Origin of the sequence: Roseovarius sp. BRH_c41 (genome assembly GCF_000961715.1) — a bacterium.
Taxonomy (GTDB): domain Bacteria; phylum Pseudomonadota; class Alphaproteobacteria; order Rhodobacterales; family Rhodobacteraceae; genus Roseovarius.
Map to the genome: position 1 here is coordinate 107,929 of NZ_LADY01000004.1, position 15,579 is coordinate 123,507.

A 15,579-nucleotide genomic window follows, 5' to 3' on the forward strand; every position below is an offset into this window, starting at 1 on the left:
AGAGGGCAGCAGGCTATGATCTATGACTATATCATCGTCGGTGGGGGCTCGGCAGGCGCAGTCTTGGCGGCCCGCCTGAGCGAAGACCCCGGCATCACCGTCTGTCTAGTCGAGGCTGGCGGTGACGGGCGCGATATCTTCATCCGCGCGCCGGGGCTGGTGGCGGCGATGGTTTCGGGGCGTCCGAAAATCAACAACTGGGCGCTCACGACGGTGCCGCAGGCTGGCTTGAACGGGCGGCGCGGGTTTCAGCCGCGTGGTCGCGCCCTTGGCGGCTCGAGTGCGATAAATGCCATGCTCTATGCGCGCGGGCATCCCGGCGATTACGATGAATGGGCGGATCTGGGCTGTGATGGCTGGGATTGGAAGAGCGTGTTGCCGTGGTTCATCGCCACAGAGCGCAACGCACAGCATGGCGGTGGCTTGCATGGCCAGTCAGGCCCCTTGCAGGTCACCGATCAAAGCGCACCGCGCGGCATATCCGAGGCATTCGTCACGGCCTGCGAGAGCGTGCAAATCCCCCGCAACGCGGATTTCAACGGCCCTCAACAAGAGGGCGCGGGCCATTATCAGGTCACGCAATTCTTTGACGGGCCACAGCGCGGTGAACGCTGTTCTGCTGCTGCCGCCTATCTCTTTCCCGCGATGACACGTCCCAATCTGACGGTGATGACCGGCACCATGGCCGAGCGCGTGCTCTTTGACGGCAAACGCACAACCGGCCTGCGCTATCGTCATCGGGGCCGTGTACAAGAGCTGCACGCAAGACGCGAGGTGATCCTCAGCGGTGGGGCCTTTGGCTCGCCGCAGCTTCTGATGCTCTCGGGCATCGGCCCGGCAGAGGCGTTACAGGCGCATGGTATCGCTCCGGTGCAGGACCTGCCCGGCGTGGGTGAGAACCTGCAAGATCATCTGGATTACATTCTGGCCGAGACGTCAAAGCGCGATGATGTCGTCAGCCTTGGTCCCAAAGGTCTATGGCAGCTGGGCAAGGCGGCGCTGCACTGGCGCAAGACGGGCACAGGCCAGTTCGCCACGCCCTATGCCGAGGCAGGCGCGTTCCTGCGCTCCTCTGCCAGCGTGACACGCCCGGACCTGCAACTGCATTTCGTGATTGGCATTGTCGAGGACCACATGCGCACCCTGCATTTCAGACCGGGTTACTCCTGTCACATCTGCGTGCTGCGGCCCCATAGCCGGGGGCGCGTCACGCTGCGCTCTGCGCGCGCCTCTGACGCCCCGGTGATTGATCCGGCCTTCCTCAGCGATGACCGTGATCTGGCGCTGATGATGCGCGGTGCGCGGCAGATGGATGCGATCCTGCGCGCGCCTGCGTTTGATCCATGGCGCAAAGAGCGGCTGCATCCGCACGACTGGTCCGATGCGGCGCTCGAGGCCGATATCCGCGCCCGCGCCGACACAATCTATCATCCGGTCGGCACCTGCGCGATGGGGCGTGGGGATATGGCGGTGGTTGATCGCTCGGGCTGCGTGCACGGGGTTGAGGGCTTGCGCGTCGTCGATGCCTCGATCATGCCGCGCCTTATCGGCGGCAATACCAATGCACCAACCTTGATGATCGCCGAGAAAATCGCCGCAGAAATACGAGGGATCAGCGCGGAGCGTCAGGCGCGATAGCGCGCCAGAAACATCTCGACCGCGCCGTTGACGACGCGCTCCACATCCGCGTCTGTCGCCCCATCGCACATACCGCAGAGGCTCCGAATAAAGAGATCGCCCTTGCACAGCTCCCCAAACTGATTGGCGGCAAGATCCATGTCGTCGATCTTCAATATCCCGGCCTCGACATAGGGCCGCAGGACTTTGCTCAGGCGCTCACGCACCAGATCCGGACCCGAGGCAAAGAACCGTCGCCCCAACTCCGGAAAGCGATGCGATTCCGCGACACAGATGCGAAACACCTGCTGGCCAAAATCCGACAGGAAAAAGCGTAATATCCGTGTGCCCGCCTCACGCAGCACATGTTCAATTGTCGCCCCCTTGCCGATCACCGCAAGCGCCTCTTCGGCCTGCCGGTTGCACTCGAGCCGCGCCACTTCAGAAAACAGCAGCCGCTTGTCGGGGAAATAGCTGTAAAGCGTCGCCTTGGAGACCTGTGCCTCACGCGCGATTTCATCGACGCTGGCCCCTTCGAAACCATCCCGCATGAAGATCCGGCGCGCTCCTTCGAGCACTTGATCGAACTTGCGACCCTTCTTGATTTCAACGGCGGGAGCCGACATCCAAACCCTCCCCATAGGTCGAGCCAGTGTAGTCGGCTCCGCCCTCCAACCGCAAGCACATCTGCGCGAGCGGTCAGAGGATGGGCCGCTTGGGCCTTGCGGCATCGATCTACTGATTGATGCCACTGGTGCCTTGCGTCACCGGCGCAGGGGTCGGTTCGGGAAAGCTCAATGAGGGCGTCAGGCTGCTCATGTCAAAGCTCAAGGCCAACGTCGGGCTGGCAATGAGGCTGATAGAGAGAGCGAGTGCAGTCAGTGCGTGTTTCATGTCAAACTCCATAACTGAACTAATCTGTTCAGACCCATAACTAAACAGTTCGGTTTAGAAATCAAGTAAAAAATGAACCGATCGGTTTACTTATTTGAGAGGCATTACGCCGCTTTGCGCTTGCTCTGCCGCGCGGCTAGACTAGTTTAGAATTATTCTAAAAGAGGTGTTCCATGATTCCCGGCATGACATCGCGCCGTCGTTTCCGTGACCTGTCCGAGCAAGAGATCCTTGCTCTGGCTATTTCGTCCGAAGAGGATGACGCGCGCATCTACCGCTCCTATGCGGAAATGCTCCGTGCTGATTTCCCAGACACGGCTGCCATTTTCGATGGCATGGCCGTCGAAGAGGACGGCCACCGCGCACGGTTGATCGACCTGCATCGCACCCGCTTTGGCGAGGTGATCCCGCTGATCCGTCGCGAACATGTGGCGGGGTTCTATGCCCGTCGCCCCGTATGGCTGATCGAGAACCTTGGGATCGAGCGCATTCGCGACGAGGCCGAGGCGATGGAGCGCGACGCCGGGGCGTTCTATCTCAAGGCAGCACAGCGCACGACTGACGCCACCACCCGCAAACTTCTGGGTGATCTGGCGGCGGCAGAGGCAGGCCACCAAACCCGCGCCGAAGAATTGGAGACAGAACACCTCAATGCAGATGCCCGCGACGCTGAGGATCGCACCGCCAAGCGGCAGTTCCTTCTGACATGGATACAGCCGGGGCTTGCGGGGCTGATGGATGGTTCTGTTTCGACCCTCGCCCCGATCTTTGCCACCGCTTTTGCCACGCAAGATACATGGACAACCTTTCTGGTCGGTCTTGCGGCCAGCGTGGGCGCAGGCATCTCGATGGGCTTTACCGAGGCCGCCAGCGACGACGGAGAGCTTTCAGGGCGCGGCAGCCCGATCAAGCGCGGATTTGCCTCCGGCATCATGACGACGGTGGGCGGCCTCGGCCATGCGCTGCCCTATCTTATCCCGGATTTCTGGACTGCGACGATCATCGCCTTTGTCGTGGTCTTTGTCGAACTTTGGGCTATTGCCTGGATTCAGAACAAATACATGGAAACCCCGTTCTTTCGCGCGGCGTTTCAGGTGGTCTTGGGCGGGGCACTGGTCTTTGCCGCCGGCGTGTTGATCGGCAGTGGCTAAACCTTAGTCGCCATTCTCAAATCCACCGGGATAACTCGGCGGGTTCTGATCTTCGGTCGTGATTTGGACAGAGTTTTGCGTCCTAAGATCCTGGAGAAATTGCCTGACTTCAGCCTCGCAGAGAGGCTGAGCTGGCGAGCAGCTTATACGGACCCCACTCACAGTGACGTAATATTGCGATGTCCCGCCGGGCCCATAAGATGCCGGTTGATAGACGTCTTCGAATGGATAGCTCTTGCCATCGACCGAAATGGTTCCTTTGTGCACAACCGGGTCAAGCGCACATGCACCAAGGGCCAGACCGGCCGAGAGAGCGAATAATCTTGAATTGCCAAACATTGATTTTCCCCAAAACAGATAAATGGCCCGGTTTCATTCAGGGCCGACTGGTTTCTGGTCAGGGTTGGAAAACGTCAATTATTGTTATGATATCATTACCTTGGCCAGATTTTCGAATGAACAATCAGATATGTCCTATGCATGATGATAGCAAAAGCGGTGGATAGAAAAAAGAAATCATATCCGCGCCGGTCGATACCGCAGGGCCAGATTGGCAAAGCGCCCAATCAGCCCCGCTCAGCTATCTAATTCATGCGGGTTTTCACAGTTGCGATTGACCCTGCCCTTCGGCCTGTCTACCAAACCGGCATGCTGAGCATCTTTCTCCAGACCCTACCTTTCTTCATGATCATCGGGCTTGGATATGGTGCCGGGCGGACCGGGTTTTTCCCCGAGGCGGCGACCGCATGGCTCACGAAATTCGTGTTCTACTTTGCTCTCTCTGCCATGCTCTTTCGCTTTTCGGCAAACCTGACCCTATCCGAGGTGCTGGATTGGAATTTTGTGCTGGCCTATCTCTGGGCCACCGCGTTTGTCTACGGCATCGCCACGCTGGTGGCGATCCTGCGCCGCGTGAAACTCGAGGAAGTCGCCATCGAGGCGCAATGCGCAGTGATCGGCAATGTGGGATTTCTGGGCGTGCCGATGCTGGCCATGCTGATGGGCGAGGCGGCGATTGGCTGGGTGATGATCGTGCTGGCGGTGGATCTCATCGTGTTCGGCTCGCTGGTGGTGATCCTGATCACCGGATCACGCGATGGGCGGCTCAGTCTGGGAATTCTGCGCACGGTGGGCATGGGTCTCTTGAAAAACCCTATGATCGTGTCGATCGTTCTGGGCCTGACATGGTCCGGCCTGCGGTTGCCAATCCCGGACCCGATCAACGATTTCGTGCGCATTCTCGGCGGGGCTGCCACCCCCGGCGCGCTCTTTGCCATCGGCGCGTCGCTGGCCTCGAAATCCGCAGAGCGGCCGTATATCGCGGGCTGGCTCTCGTTCTGCAAACTGGTGCTGCACCCGATTTTCGTGGCCTTTGCCGTGCTCGTGCTCTTTACAGTCGAGCCCTACGCAGGGGCCGTGATGATCGCCGCCTCCAGCCTGCCCGTCGCGGGTAATGTGTTTATGCTGGCCCAACATTACGGGGTCGCGCCCAAACGGGTCTCGTCCTCAATCCTGATTTCCACCGGAGCGGCAATCGTGACAGTGTCGCTTGTGATCGGCTGGGTGAACCAGCTTTACTGAACAGTCATCTTGACGTGAGAGGAGAACACTATGGAAACGGTTTCTGAAAACACCTGTTTTGGCGGCACCCAGGGCGTCTATACCCATGCCTCCGATGTCTGCGGCGGGGATATGACCTTTGGCCTCTTCCTGCCCGCCGAGGCACAGGATGGCCCGGTCCCGGTGCTGTGGTATCTCTCGGGCCTGACCTGCACGCATGAAAATGCGATGGTCAAGGCTGGCGCGCAGGGCTGGGCGGCGGAACAGGGCATCGCGCTGGTGTTTCCCGACACGTCGCCCCGTGGCGACGGCGTGGCCAATGACGAGGCCTTTGATCTGGGGCAGGGGGCCGGGTTCTACGTAAACGCCACACAATCCCCTTGGGCGCCGCATTTCCGCATGTGGGATTATGTCGCCACGGAACTGCCCGCGCTGATCGGTGAAAATTTTGCCGTCGACATGGACCGGCAGGCCATTACGGGGCATTCCATGGGCGGGCATGGCGCATTGACGCTGGCCATGTCCCTGCCGGGACGGTTCCGGTCCGTGTCGGCCTTTTCCCCGATCTGCAACCCCACCAACAGTGACTGGGGCCGCAAGCAATTCACGGCCTATCTCGGTGCGGACGAATCCGCTTGGGCGGCGCATGACGCCAGCCTTTTGATGGCAGAGCGCGGCTTTGACGGGCCGGTTCTGGTGGATACCGGCACCAAGGATCAATTCCTCGATCTCCTGCGCCCCGAAACGCTGGCCCATGCCATGACCGCCCGCCGCCAAGAGGGCACGTTCCGGATGCAAAAGGGCTATGATCACAGCTATTTCTTCATCTCGACCTTCATGGAGGATCACGTGACCTTCCATGCCGAGGCGCTCTATGCGGATTAAGACATGAGCCATTATGATCTGATCATCGTTGGCAGCGGTCCCGCAGGTCGGGCCGCTGCCATTCAGGCGGGCAAACTGAAACGCCGCGTGCTGGTGATCGACCGCAAGGACCGGCTGGGCGGCGTGTCCGTCCACACCGGCACGATCCCGTCCAAGACGCTGCGCGAGACCGTGCTCAACCTCTCGGGCTGGCGCGAGCGCAGCTTTTATGGTCGCTCTTACCGGGTCAAAGACAACATCGCCGCAGAGGATCTCAAGGCGCGGCTGCACATGACGCTCGACCACGAAGTTGACGTGCTCGAACATCAGTTCAATCGCAACCATGTCGATACGCTGCACGGCATGGCCCGGTTTGTGGATGACAAGACCATCGAGGTCGCGACCGAGGCGGGCGAAGTCACACGCCTGACCGCCGACCGCTTTCTGATCTCGACCGGGACCAAGACCTATCGCCCCGAGAATGTCCCCTTCAACGGGCGCTCCGTCGTGGACAGTGACGAGTTTCTCGAACTGGCCCGCATTCCGCGTAGTCTCATTGTGGTGGGCGCAGGTGTGATCGGGGTGGAATATGCCACGATGTTTTCCGCCCTCGACGTGCGCGTGACGCTGATCGAGCCGCGCGAGACATTCCTTGATTTCATTGACCGGGCCCTGATTCAGGACTTTACCCATCAGATCCGCGAGAATGGCGTTGATCTGCGGCTTGGCTCGGCGATCGAGCGGATCGAGGACGCCAGCGATCATGTCGAGGTGAGCCTTGCCAATGGCCGCCATGTGCGTGCTGAAATGCTGCTCTTTGCCGCCGGGCGGATGGGGGCCACCTCCGCGCTCAATCTGGCGGCGGCAGGGCTCAAGACCGACCATCGCAACCGGATCGAGGTCAACCGCAAGACCTATCAGACCGCCGTGCCGCATATCTATGCCGCAGGCGATGTGATCGGGCATCCCAGCCTTGCCTCGACCTCGGTACAACAGGGGCGTGTCGCGGCCTGTCATGCGCTCGAGACGCCGACATTGCCTGAATCGCCTTGGTTTCCCTATGGCATCTATTCCGTGCCCGAGATTTCCACCTGTGGCATGTCCGAAGAGGAAATGCAGGAGCGCGGCATCCCCTATGAGGTGGGCGTCGCACGCTTTCGCGAGACCTCGCGCGGCCATATCATGGGGCTGGAACATGGCATGCTGAAGATGCTCTTTTCGCTCAAGACACGCCGGGTCTTGGGTGTGCAGATCGTGGGCGAGGGGGCGACGGAGCTGATCCACATCGCTCAGGCGGTTTTGAATCTCAAAGGCACGGTGGATTATTTCGTGCAGAACACGTTCAATTATCCAACCTTGGCTGAGGCTTACAAGATCGCGGGCCTGGATGCGTTCAACCGCATGCCAATCCCCGAGGCCTATAAGGTGAGGCGTGACGCGGCCAAACCGGAGACCTCCTGAGACACGTTGTGTGGTCTGAAGGGGACGTTGAGGATGCCTCCCACGCGGCTCACCGTTTGCGGCGAACGTCCCCTCAAGGCCATCATCCGCCGATCTTGTCCTGCGTCCGGGTTTCGAAATCCAAGGCGTCATGCCGCTCGTGCAATTGCATCTCCGGCGCGCCAAAGCTGCGGTTGACCATGCGTCCCCGTTGCACCGCCGGGCGGGCGTCGATCCGTTTGCTCCAATCCATGACGTTGGTGTAGCTTTCCACATCCAGAAACTTTGCCGCATCGTAAATGCGTCCAAGGCAGAGCTGCCCGTACCAGGGCCAGATCGCCATATCGGCAATCGTATAGTCGTCACCCGCGATATAGGGCCGCTCCGCCAATTGCCGGTCGAGCACGTCAAGCTGTCGCTTCACCTCCATCGCGAAACGGTCGATGGGATATTGCCATTTTTCGGGCGCATAGGCGTAGAAATGGCCAAAGCCACCGCCCAGATAGGGCGCGCTGCCCATCTGCCAAAAGAGCCAGTTGAGCGTTTCGGTGCGCGCCGGGCCGGAGGCGGGCAGGAAGGCCCCGAATTTCTCGGCCAGATGCATCAGAATCGAGGCGCTCTCGAACACGCGCAGGGGGGTGTCGCCGGTGTGGTCCATCAGTGCCGGGATCTTGGAATTGGGGTTCACCGCGACGAAACCGCTGCCGAACTGATCCCCCTCGCCGATGTCGATGCGCCAGGCGTCATATTCGGCATCATGGCCGGCTGCGAGCAGTTCCTCGAACATCACCGTGACCTTGACCCCGTTGGGCGTGGCCAGCGAATAAAGCTGAAAGGGATGCTTGCCCACGGGCAGATCCTTGTCATGGGTCGCGCCTGAAATGGGCCGGTTGATCGAGGCGAATTGCCCGCCAGAGGGGGCCTCCCATGTCCAGACGTCGGGCGGGGTGTAGGTGCTGTCGCTCATCTTTTGATCCTTCATCGGGTTTGAGTGGGAATGTAATCGCTGGCTCATGACCCGCAATGCAAAACGCCGCACAGGGGTCTGTGCGGCGTTGCGTGGGGTTGTGGCGTGGGGTCAGTAGATGACGACGCTGCGAATACTCTCGCCCGCATGCATCAATTCAAACCCTTTGTTGATATCGTCGAGCGGCATGGTGTGGGTGATCATCGGGTCGATCTCGATCTTGCCCTGCATGTACCAATCGACAATCTTGGGCACATCCGTGCGCCCGCGCGCGCCGCCAAAGGCGGTCCCGCGCCACGAGCGGCCCGTCACCAATTGGAACGGCCGCGTGCTGATTTCCGCGCCCGCCGGGGCCACACCGATGATGATGCTCTCGCCCCAGCCCTTGTGTGCCGCCTCCAGCGCCGTGCGCATCACGCCGACATTGCCAGTGGCGTCAAAGGTGTAATCCGCCCCGCCGCCGGTCAGCTCGACCAGATGCGCCACCAGATCGCCCTTGACCTCCTTGGGGTTGACGAAATCGGTCATGCCAAACCGTGTCGCCATCTCGATCCGGCCCGGATTGAGGTCAACGCCGACGATCTGATCCGCCCCCGCCAACCGCAGTCCCTGCAACACGTTGAGACCGATGCCGCCCAGACCGAACACAATCGCCCGGCTGCCAATCTCCACCTTGGCGGTGTTGATCACCGCCCCCACGCCGGTGGTGACACCGCAACCGATGTAGCAAATCTTGTCAAAGGGCGCATCCTTGCGCACCTTCGCCAGCGCAATCTCGGGCAGGACCGTGTGATTGGCAAAGGTCGAACAGCCCATGTAATGCAGGATCGGCGTGCCATCCAGCATCGAAAACCGGCTGGTGCCGTCGGGCATCAGCCCCTGCCCTTGCGTCGAGCGGATTTTCTGGCAGAGGTTGGTTTTCGGGTTGAGGCAATAGTCGCATTCGCGGCATTCGGGCGTGTAGAGCGGGATCACATGATCGCCCGGCACAAGGCTGGTCACACCGGGGCCGACCTCCAGCACCACGCCCGCGCCCTCATGCCCCAGAATCGCCGGAAACGCCCCCTCGGGATCGGCACCGGACAGGGTGAAATCATCCGTGTGGCACAGCCCCGTCGCCTTGATCTCAACCAGAACCTCACCCGCCTTCGGACCTTCGAGGTTCACCTCCATGATCTCCATCGGCTTGCCAGCCTCAACAGCCACCGCCGCACGCGTTCTCATTCAGTCTGTCCTCCCTTGCATCCCAGAGGATACAACCTTTAGGTGATTTGGCGTAAAAATACGTTTCAAACCGGCCTGTTTCATCCTGTGACAATATGTGCCAAGATCGCGCCATAACTCAGTAAGACCTTAGTCGTAGAGGATGAAATGAGATCAGTTTTCACCGCCTTATCCATTGTTTTTACTGGAATATCTCCAATTTACGCCGCAGGATTGAATGATCCCGACTGGCCCTGCATTCAGCGCCGTGTGGATACACTTTCTGCGGCGGTCATGTGGCCCCATCCGCCTGAGAATCAGGCCGAGACCGGCACCCTCTCCCCCGAGGCCGCCCGACTGGCAGAATTGCTGGCCCTGCGCCGACTCAGCTTGGAAGAGGCCGAATCAGCGGTGGATGCCACGGCTGATCTGACCAAGGAGGACTACACCGCAATCTTTTCCGACGTGTTTGACCGCCTCAACCAGCGCCGGGTCGAGGTCATGGGCGGCATCACCCGCTACGCCCGCAATCAGGCCCGCATGGCTCAGGAAATCGACGCGCTGCGCTCTGAAATCGCAACCTTGTCCAAGACCGAGACCCCCGATTTCGACCGCATCGACCAGTTGGAAGAGGATCTCGACTGGCGCGCGCGCGTGTTCGACGACCGCCGTCGGTCGCTCACCTATGCCTGCGAAGCGCCGGTTCTGCTTGAAAAACGGCTCTATTCCCTTGCGCAAATTCTGGCAGCACGGGTCGCAGAATAGTCCAAAACATGGGTCCGGAACCGTATCAGACCGACGCGTGGAACCGCCCACTCAGGACGATATTCTAGCGCGATTGCTCGTGCTCAAATCTCTGGCGCGCAATGACTTCGTTACGGTCTGCCTTGTGCTGATCCGCCAGCGCCTTTTCAACATAGTTGAGGTGATCGTTCACCGCCGCCCGTGCCGCCTCGGGATTACGCGCCTGAATGGCGGCGTTGATGGCGCGGTGCTGATCCAAGAGCGCACCGCGCGTCGTGCGTTGCTTGAACATCACCTGACGGTTGTAGAACACACCCTCGCGCAGCAGTTGGAACATCGAGCGCATCATGTGCAGCATGATGACATTATGGCTGGCCTCAATAATCGCCATGTGAAACTCGGCGTCTAGCCGCGCTTCATCCGCCGGATTGGTTTTCTTATGCGCCGCCTCCATCTTGTCCATCACCGTCTGGATCACCTGCAAATCGGTGTCAGAGGCGAGGCGCGCCGCACGACAGGCCGCCAACCCCTCCAGATCACGGCGAAATCCGATGTAATCGAACACCGCCTCCTCATGGTCGGCAAAGAGCCGGATCAGCGCGTCCGAGAACGCGCTGCCCAGAACGTCGGCCACGTAAATCCCAGCGCCCGCGCGCGCGCTTAATAGGCCCTTGTCCTGCAACTCCGCCACCGCCTCGCGCAGCGACGGGCGCGAGACCCCCAGCTTCTCGGCCAGGTCGCGCTCGGCAGGCAGTCGCTCGCCGGGACGCAGGATGCCTTGGAGAATGAGTTTTTCAATTTGCCGCGTGACGGCAGTCGAAAGCTTTTCGGGTGTGACTTTCTGAAATGGCATGTGCGCGCCCTTGCTGAATTGGTCAGATCATATGACCACGACAGACACACGGCAAGCCTGTGCTTTGATCTTGGGGGAATGAGGTCGGAGGGGCTGGGTTTGATCAAAAGATTACGTCAAGCATGCCACGCGCGCGGAACAAAGGCGCGCTACGCACCGCCTTGGGTGGCAATGAACGATCTCTCGGGGCACACCGCCCTTCACCCCTCGCTCAGCACCCATTTCCCGACCTGCGACGGAAAGAACGCCTCAACCGCCGCCGTGGCGATCACCAGCGTCTCGCCACTCCCCGGATCGGTCACGTTTTGCCCGCCAAACACCACCTGCACCGTCGCCCGCCCACGTGGCAGCCCGGTCTTCAGCGCCTCGGGATCAACGCGCTCAGGCTCTTGCACCCCCACCGTCACCTTGACCTCCATATCCCGGTGATCGAGCGAGGTATTCAGAAACATCGGGATCGTGGAATGGCGGATTGCATCCTCGATCGCCCGCACGGCAGCCTTTTGGTAATCCATCCCATGCAGGTCATTGCCCATCCCCATCTCGATGATGAACCGCTCCGCACTCATACCTTGGCCTCCATGTCGAACGAGACCGAGATACAGGCATTGGCGATCACCGTGGGCTTGCCCACGGCGCGCGGAATGTCCAATCCGCCCCGCGCCACCTGCACGCGCACCTGCCCATAAGGAAAAATCGCGCGCAGCACCTCGACATCCACCTCGTCTGGCACCTGCACGGCAATATCCAGATCAATCAGCATGTCGCCTTTGCCGAACCCGAACAACTCTGCCAGATTGATCGAATTGTGCCACAGCGCATCACGCACCGCCCGCGCCGCCGCCTCGGTATAATCCTGCCGCCGCAGCGAGGTGCCCATGCCGAATTCGGTCAACACTCTTGTCCGCGCCATGGCTCAGAACTCCACCCCGATCTGCGCCTTGATGCCGGACCGGAACGGATGCTTGATCAGCTCCATTTCCGTGACCAGATCGGCAATCTCGATCAACTCGTCCTTGGCGTTGCGGCCGGTCAATACGACATGGGTCATATGCGGCTTTTCCTCAGCGAGGAACTGCACCACCTCGTTGATATCCAGATAATCATAGCGCAACGCGATGTTGATCTCATCCAGCAGGACCATCTTGTTGGTCTCATCGCGGATCAGCTCCTTGGCCTTGGCCCAGGCCGCCTGCGCCATCTCCGTGTCACGGGTGCGATCCTGTGTTTCCCAGGTAAAGCCCTCGCCCATGGTGTGAAAGGCACAGGCATCCGAGAATTTCGACAGGATCAGATCGCGCTCGCCGGTGCTCATCCCGCCCTTGATGAACTGCACCACGGCGCAGGGCATGCCATGCGCGATGCAGCGAAAGATCATGCCGAACGCCGCCGAGGATTTGCCCTTACCCTTGCCGGTATGAACGATGATCAGCCCTTTCTCATCGGTCTTGGTGGCCATGATCTTGTCGCGCGCGGCCTTTTTCTTGGCCATCTTCATCGCGTGGCGGTCGGGATCGTCGGTCATATCTGGCTCCTGCCGGGGTCTCGGGACGGGCAGAGTGTCGCAGACCGCCCCGGACGCGCAAGCCCTTTCTGCATGCCTCAGATTCGGTTCAGCACCAGCGACAGCCAGAGTGCAAAGGTGCTGATCCGACTCTGACGATAGAGCCCAAGACGCCACAGCCGCGCCAGTCGCGCCGGCAGCGGGCCACGCCGCATGGCCGCGAACTCGGCCAGAACCTCTCGGTTTTCCGGCGTGAGATACCCGTCAAGCCGCGACAACGTCGCGATATTCACCTCGTTCCAGTCCCGGAAATGCCCCTGCAACAATTGCCGGATACGCCGCAACCGCGCCAGGCGCGTGTCGTTCGACCCGATCTGGTTCACATCATGCTGCCGATACAAAAGCGTCGGCGTATCGTCATGCACGACGCGCCCGCCGGCCCCGGTGATCAACTGATAGACCCACCAGTCATGCACCACGACGCGCTCGACCTTTTGCACCGCCGCCTCGACCAGCCGCGCCGCAGCGGCATTGAGCAGGATCGTATTGCCCGAGGCGACATTCTGCACCAACGCATTGCGAAAGGATGGCGGTCGCGGCCGCGCCGCCGACAGACGCCGGGTGTGCAAATCCGTATCCGTGATCCAGGTCCGGCTACAATAGAGCGCCGGGCGCGCATCCTCCAACGCCTCCAGCGCGGCAATCCCGCGCGACAGCTTGTCCGGCAACCAGACATCGTCCTGATCGCTGAACGCCAGCCAATGCCCCTCCGGTGTCCGGTCGGGGGCATGGCGCAAGAGCGACAGGAAATTTGCCGCAGCCCCCCGCTTTGGCCCCGTCACGCACTGCGCCGGGCTCCGCTCGGCGAACTTGTCCAAGATGTCCTGACTGCCATCGTCAGAGCCGTCGTCACTGGCCAACACCTGCCAATCGGGATGATCCTGCGCGGCGATGCTCTGCAATTGTTCGGACAGATAATCGCCGCCGTTGTAGACGGCCAAGAGGATGACGACATGCGGCCCTCGACGATCCCCCATCCCTCAGTCGGCAGTTCGCGGGCTGTGCAACAGGCGTTTCAGATAGAGTCCATAGTCGGTTTTCTTGAACAAGCTGATCCGCTCCTCCAGCGCTGCCGCATCAATCCAACCCTTGTCATAGGCGATCTCTTCGGGGCAGCCCACCTGTTGCCCCTGCCGCTGCTCCAGCGTGCGCACAAAATTCCCGGCATCAAGCAGGCTGGCATGCGTCCCGGTATCCAGCCAGGCATAGCCGCGCCCCATCATCTCGACCGACAGCAGCCCATCTGCGAGGTACATCTCCAACAGCGAGGTGATTTCCAACTCGCCGCGCGCCGAGGGCTGCACTGTCCGGGCGCGAGTCGACGCCTCGCCATCCAGAAAATAGAGCCCCGTCACCGCAAAGTCGGATTTCGGCACCTTGGGCTTTTCCACGATCGACACGGCCCGGCCCGCTTTGTCGAACTCGACCACCCCGTAACGCTCCGGGTCCGCCACCCGGTAGCCAAAGACGGTGCCGCCCCTCTCCTGCCGCGCTGCGCTATCCAATTGCTCGGACAACCCGTGGCCGTAGAAAATGTTATCCCCCAGAACCAGCGCCGACGCCTGCCCGTCCAGAAACTCTTCCGCCAGCAGATAGGCCTGCGCCAGCCCATCCGGCGAGGGCTGCACGATATAGCTGAACGACAGCCCCCATTGGCTGCCATCGCCCAAGAGCCGCTGAAATTGCGCCTGATCCTGTGGCGTGGTGATGAGAGCGATCTCGCGGATGCCCGCCAGCATCAGCACCGTCAGCGGATAGTAGATCATCGGCTTGTCATAGACCGGCAAGAGCTGTTTGCTCAGCCCCATGGTGATCGGATAGAGCCGCGTGCCGGACCCTCCCGCCAAAACGATGCCCTTGCGTGTTGTGGTCATTTTTGCTCCAGGTGCTCGAGGACGCGGGACACACCGTCCCGCCAATCGGGCCGCGCGATGCCAAACTCTGCCGTCAGGGTTCCACAATCAAGGCGTGAATTGAGCGGTCGGGCGGCAGGTGTGGGATAGGCGCTGGTCGGGATACCCGTGACCGTCGTCGCGCGTCCGGCGCGGGCAAAAATCTCCCGTGCGAACTCCGCCCAGCTTGCATCGGGCGCGCCGCTGAAATGATAAAGACCCCCGGCATGGCCCGCGAGCATCGCCCGCCCCATTGTCAAGAGCGCCGCCGCGATATCCGCAGCCGGCGTCGGCCCGCCAATCTGATCCTCGACCACGTTGAGCGCGTCACGCGTTTCCGACAGGCGCAGCATGGTTCTCACAAAATTGTTGCCATGCGCCGAAAACACCCAGGATGTGCGCAGGATCGCGCTCTGCCCTCCGGCAGCGCGCACCGCCTCTTCACCCGCCAGCTTGGATCGACCATAGGCATTGCAGGGCGCGACCGGGTCCGACGGTTGGCGCGGCGCCGTGCCGCTGCCATCAAAAACGTAATCCGTCGAAACATGACAAAACGGAATACCCAAATCGGCACAGGCCCGCGCCATAGCGCCCGGTGCCGCACCATTGATCACCGTCGCCAGTGTCTCTTCCTCTTCGGCACGGTCGACGGCGGTATAGGCGGCAGCATTGATCACCAGATCGGGGACATGGTCCCGAATCGCGGCGGCGCACCTGTCCGGTTGCGTCAAATCCGCCTCATCCCGCCCCAAGGCCACGACCTCCGCCAGTCGTTGTAGCTCAGTCGCCACCTGACCGGTTTTGCCAAAAACCAGTATCTTCATACCGAA

17 protein-coding genes are annotated in these 15,579 nt (G+C 60.9%); 6 read left to right on the top strand and 11 right to left on the bottom strand.

What is annotated here, in order from left to right:
- The first annotated feature begins 15 nt into the window (after window positions 1–15).
- The gene (locus VR71_RS01485) at window positions 16–1,638 is read left to right on the top strand and encodes a GMC family oxidoreductase (RefSeq protein ID WP_045680560.1); all 1,623 of its coding nucleotides are present in this window, start codon (window positions 16–18) and stop codon (window positions 1,636–1,638) included.
- Here the strand turns inward: VR71_RS01485 and VR71_RS01490 are convergent.
- Entirely contained in the window at window positions 1,626–2,243 is a 618-nt protein-coding gene (locus VR71_RS01490) for a TetR/AcrR family transcriptional regulator (protein WP_009817063.1), read from the bottom strand. The two genes, VR71_RS01485 and VR71_RS01490, sit on opposite strands and share 13 nt — an antisense overlap.
- 109 nt (window positions 2,244–2,352) lie before the next feature.
- Window positions 2,353–2,511, bottom strand: a complete 159-nt coding sequence (locus VR71_RS24485) for a hypothetical protein (RefSeq protein WP_296429683.1) — start codon at window positions 2,509–2,511, stop codon at window positions 2,353–2,355.
- Window positions 2,512–2,684: 173 nt separating this feature from the next.
- On the opposite strand from VR71_RS24485, the gene mbfA reads away from it, so the two are divergent.
- The 4 genes from mbfA to sthA all read left to right on the top strand — a co-directional run bounded on the left by mbfA (window position 2,685) and on the right by sthA (window position 7,547).
- The gene (gene mbfA / locus VR71_RS01495; protein ID WP_045680561.1) at window positions 2,685–3,662 is read left to right on the top strand and encodes an iron exporter MbfA; all 978 of its coding nucleotides are present in this window, start codon (window positions 2,685–2,687) and stop codon (window positions 3,660–3,662) included.
- Window positions 3,663–4,310: 648 nt separating this feature from the next.
- Window positions 4,311–5,243 (top strand): AEC family transporter, encoded by a 933-nt coding sequence (locus tag VR71_RS01505; protein WP_045680641.1) that lies wholly within the window; start codon window positions 4,311–4,313, stop codon window positions 5,241–5,243.
- A 30-nt stretch (window positions 5,244–5,273) separates the two neighbouring features.
- Window positions 5,274–6,107: an S-formylglutathione hydrolase gene (fghA, locus tag VR71_RS01510; RefSeq protein ID WP_045680565.1), complete on the top strand. Its 834-nt coding sequence runs from the start codon at window positions 5,274–5,276 to the stop codon at window positions 6,105–6,107.
- A 3-nt stretch (window positions 6,108–6,110) separates the two neighbouring features.
- Window positions 6,111–7,547: a Si-specific NAD(P)(+) transhydrogenase gene (gene sthA, locus VR71_RS01515; RefSeq protein WP_009817069.1), complete on the top strand. Its 1,437-nt coding sequence runs from the start codon at window positions 6,111–6,113 to the stop codon at window positions 7,545–7,547.
- 82 nt (window positions 7,548–7,629) lie between these two features.
- On the opposite strand, the gene yghU is transcribed toward sthA, so the two are convergent.
- Window positions 7,630–8,493: a glutathione-dependent disulfide-bond oxidoreductase gene (yghU, locus tag VR71_RS01520; protein ID WP_045680642.1), complete on the bottom strand. Its 864-nt coding sequence runs from the start codon at window positions 8,491–8,493 to the stop codon at window positions 7,630–7,632.
- A 111-nt stretch (window positions 8,494–8,604) separates the two neighbouring features.
- On the bottom strand, window positions 8,605–9,717 hold the full coding sequence (locus VR71_RS01525; protein WP_009817071.1) for an S-(hydroxymethyl)glutathione dehydrogenase/class III alcohol dehydrogenase: 1,113 nt from the start codon (window positions 9,715–9,717) through the stop codon (window positions 8,605–8,607).
- A gap of 147 nt (window positions 9,718–9,864) precedes the next feature.
- Between VR71_RS01525 and VR71_RS01530 the strand changes: the two genes are divergently transcribed.
- Window positions 9,865–10,461, top strand: a complete 597-nt coding sequence (locus VR71_RS01530; protein ID WP_045680567.1) for a hypothetical protein — start codon at window positions 9,865–9,867, stop codon at window positions 10,459–10,461.
- 64 nt (window positions 10,462–10,525) lie between these two features.
- On the opposite strand, the gene VR71_RS01535 is transcribed toward VR71_RS01530, so the two are convergent.
- From VR71_RS01535 to rfbD, 7 genes are all read right to left on the bottom strand, one after another.
- Complete coding sequence (locus VR71_RS01535; protein WP_045680569.1) at window positions 10,526–11,293, bottom strand: FCD domain-containing protein; 768 nt, start codon at window positions 11,291–11,293, stop codon at window positions 10,526–10,528.
- Between the two features lie 200 nt (window positions 11,294–11,493).
- A complete protein-coding gene (locus VR71_RS01540; protein ID WP_009817307.1) occupies window positions 11,494–11,862 on the bottom strand; it encodes a Lin0512 family protein in 369 nt (122 codons plus the stop codon).
- A complete protein-coding gene (locus VR71_RS01545; protein WP_045680571.1) occupies window positions 11,859–12,206 on the bottom strand; it encodes a Lin0512 family protein in 348 nt (115 codons plus the stop codon). The genes VR71_RS01540 and VR71_RS01545 overlap by 4 nt, the downstream gene beginning before the upstream one ends.
- A 3-nt stretch (window positions 12,207–12,209) precedes the next feature.
- A complete protein-coding gene (gene cobO / locus VR71_RS01550) occupies window positions 12,210–12,818 on the bottom strand; it encodes a cob(I)yrinic acid a,c-diamide adenosyltransferase (RefSeq protein ID WP_009817305.1) in 609 nt (202 codons plus the stop codon).
- Between the two features lie 77 nt (window positions 12,819–12,895).
- Entirely contained in the window at window positions 12,896–13,834 is a 939-nt protein-coding gene (locus VR71_RS01555; protein ID WP_045680573.1) for a glycosyltransferase, read from the bottom strand.
- Between the two features lie 3 nt (window positions 13,835–13,837).
- On the bottom strand, window positions 13,838–14,731 hold the full coding sequence (gene rfbA / locus VR71_RS01560) for a glucose-1-phosphate thymidylyltransferase RfbA (protein WP_045680575.1): 894 nt from the start codon (window positions 14,729–14,731) through the stop codon (window positions 13,838–13,840).
- Window positions 14,728–15,573 (bottom strand): dTDP-4-dehydrorhamnose reductase, encoded by an 846-nt coding sequence (gene rfbD, locus VR71_RS01565; RefSeq protein WP_045680645.1) that lies wholly within the window; start codon window positions 15,571–15,573, stop codon window positions 14,728–14,730. The genes rfbA and rfbD overlap by 4 nt, the downstream gene beginning before the upstream one ends.
- Window positions 15,574–15,579 lie beyond the last annotated feature (6 nt).

What these genes read in the sequence shown, in the direction of transcription:
- VR71_RS01535 (WP_045680569.1), bottom strand. Translation starts at nt 11,293, where the DNA reads ATGCCATTTCAGAAAGTCACACCCGAAAAGCTTTCGACTGCCGTCACG.
- VR71_RS01525 (WP_009817071.1), bottom strand. Translation starts at nt 9,717, where the DNA reads ATGAGAACGCGTGCGGCGGTGGCTGTTGAGGCTGGCAAGCCGATGGAG.
- cobO (WP_009817305.1), bottom strand. Translation starts at nt 12,818, where the DNA reads ATGACCGACGATCCCGACCGCCACGCGATGAAGATGGCCAAGAAAAAG.
- sthA (WP_009817069.1), top strand. Translation starts at nt 6,111, where the DNA reads ATGAGCCATTATGATCTGATCATCGTTGGCAGCGGTCCCGCAGGTCGG.
- VR71_RS01555 (WP_045680573.1), bottom strand. Translation starts at nt 13,834, where the DNA reads ATGGGGGATCGTCGAGGGCCGCATGTCGTCATCCTCTTGGCCGTCTAC.
- yghU (WP_045680642.1), bottom strand. Translation starts at nt 8,493, where the DNA reads ATGAGCGACAGCACCTACACCCCGCCCGACGTCTGGACATGGGAGGCC.
- fghA (WP_045680565.1), top strand. Translation starts at nt 5,274, where the DNA reads ATGGAAACGGTTTCTGAAAACACCTGTTTTGGCGGCACCCAGGGCGTC.
- mbfA (WP_045680561.1), top strand. Translation starts at nt 2,685, where the DNA reads ATGATTCCCGGCATGACATCGCGCCGTCGTTTCCGTGACCTGTCCGAG.
- VR71_RS01540 (WP_009817307.1), bottom strand. Translation starts at nt 11,862, where the DNA reads ATGAGTGCGGAGCGGTTCATCATCGAGATGGGGATGGGCAATGACCTG.
- VR71_RS01545 (WP_045680571.1), bottom strand. Translation starts at nt 12,206, where the DNA reads ATGGCGCGGACAAGAGTGTTGACCGAATTCGGCATGGGCACCTCGCTG.
- rfbD (WP_045680645.1), bottom strand. Translation starts at nt 15,573, where the DNA reads ATGAAGATACTGGTTTTTGGCAAAACCGGTCAGGTGGCGACTGAGCTA.
- VR71_RS01485 (WP_045680560.1), top strand. Translation starts at nt 16, where the DNA reads ATGATCTATGACTATATCATCGTCGGTGGGGGCTCGGCAGGCGCAGTC.
- VR71_RS01490 (WP_009817063.1), bottom strand. Translation starts at nt 2,243, where the DNA reads ATGTCGGCTCCCGCCGTTGAAATCAAGAAGGGTCGCAAGTTCGATCAA.
- VR71_RS01505 (WP_045680641.1), top strand. Translation starts at nt 4,311, where the DNA reads ATGCTGAGCATCTTTCTCCAGACCCTACCTTTCTTCATGATCATCGGG.
- rfbA (WP_045680575.1), bottom strand. Translation starts at nt 14,731, where the DNA reads ATGACCACAACACGCAAGGGCATCGTTTTGGCGGGAGGGTCCGGCACG.
- VR71_RS24485 (WP_296429683.1), bottom strand. Translation starts at nt 2,511, where the DNA reads ATGAAACACGCACTGACTGCACTCGCTCTCTCTATCAGCCTCATTGCC.
- VR71_RS01530 (WP_045680567.1), top strand. Translation starts at nt 9,865, where the DNA reads ATGAGATCAGTTTTCACCGCCTTATCCATTGTTTTTACTGGAATATCT.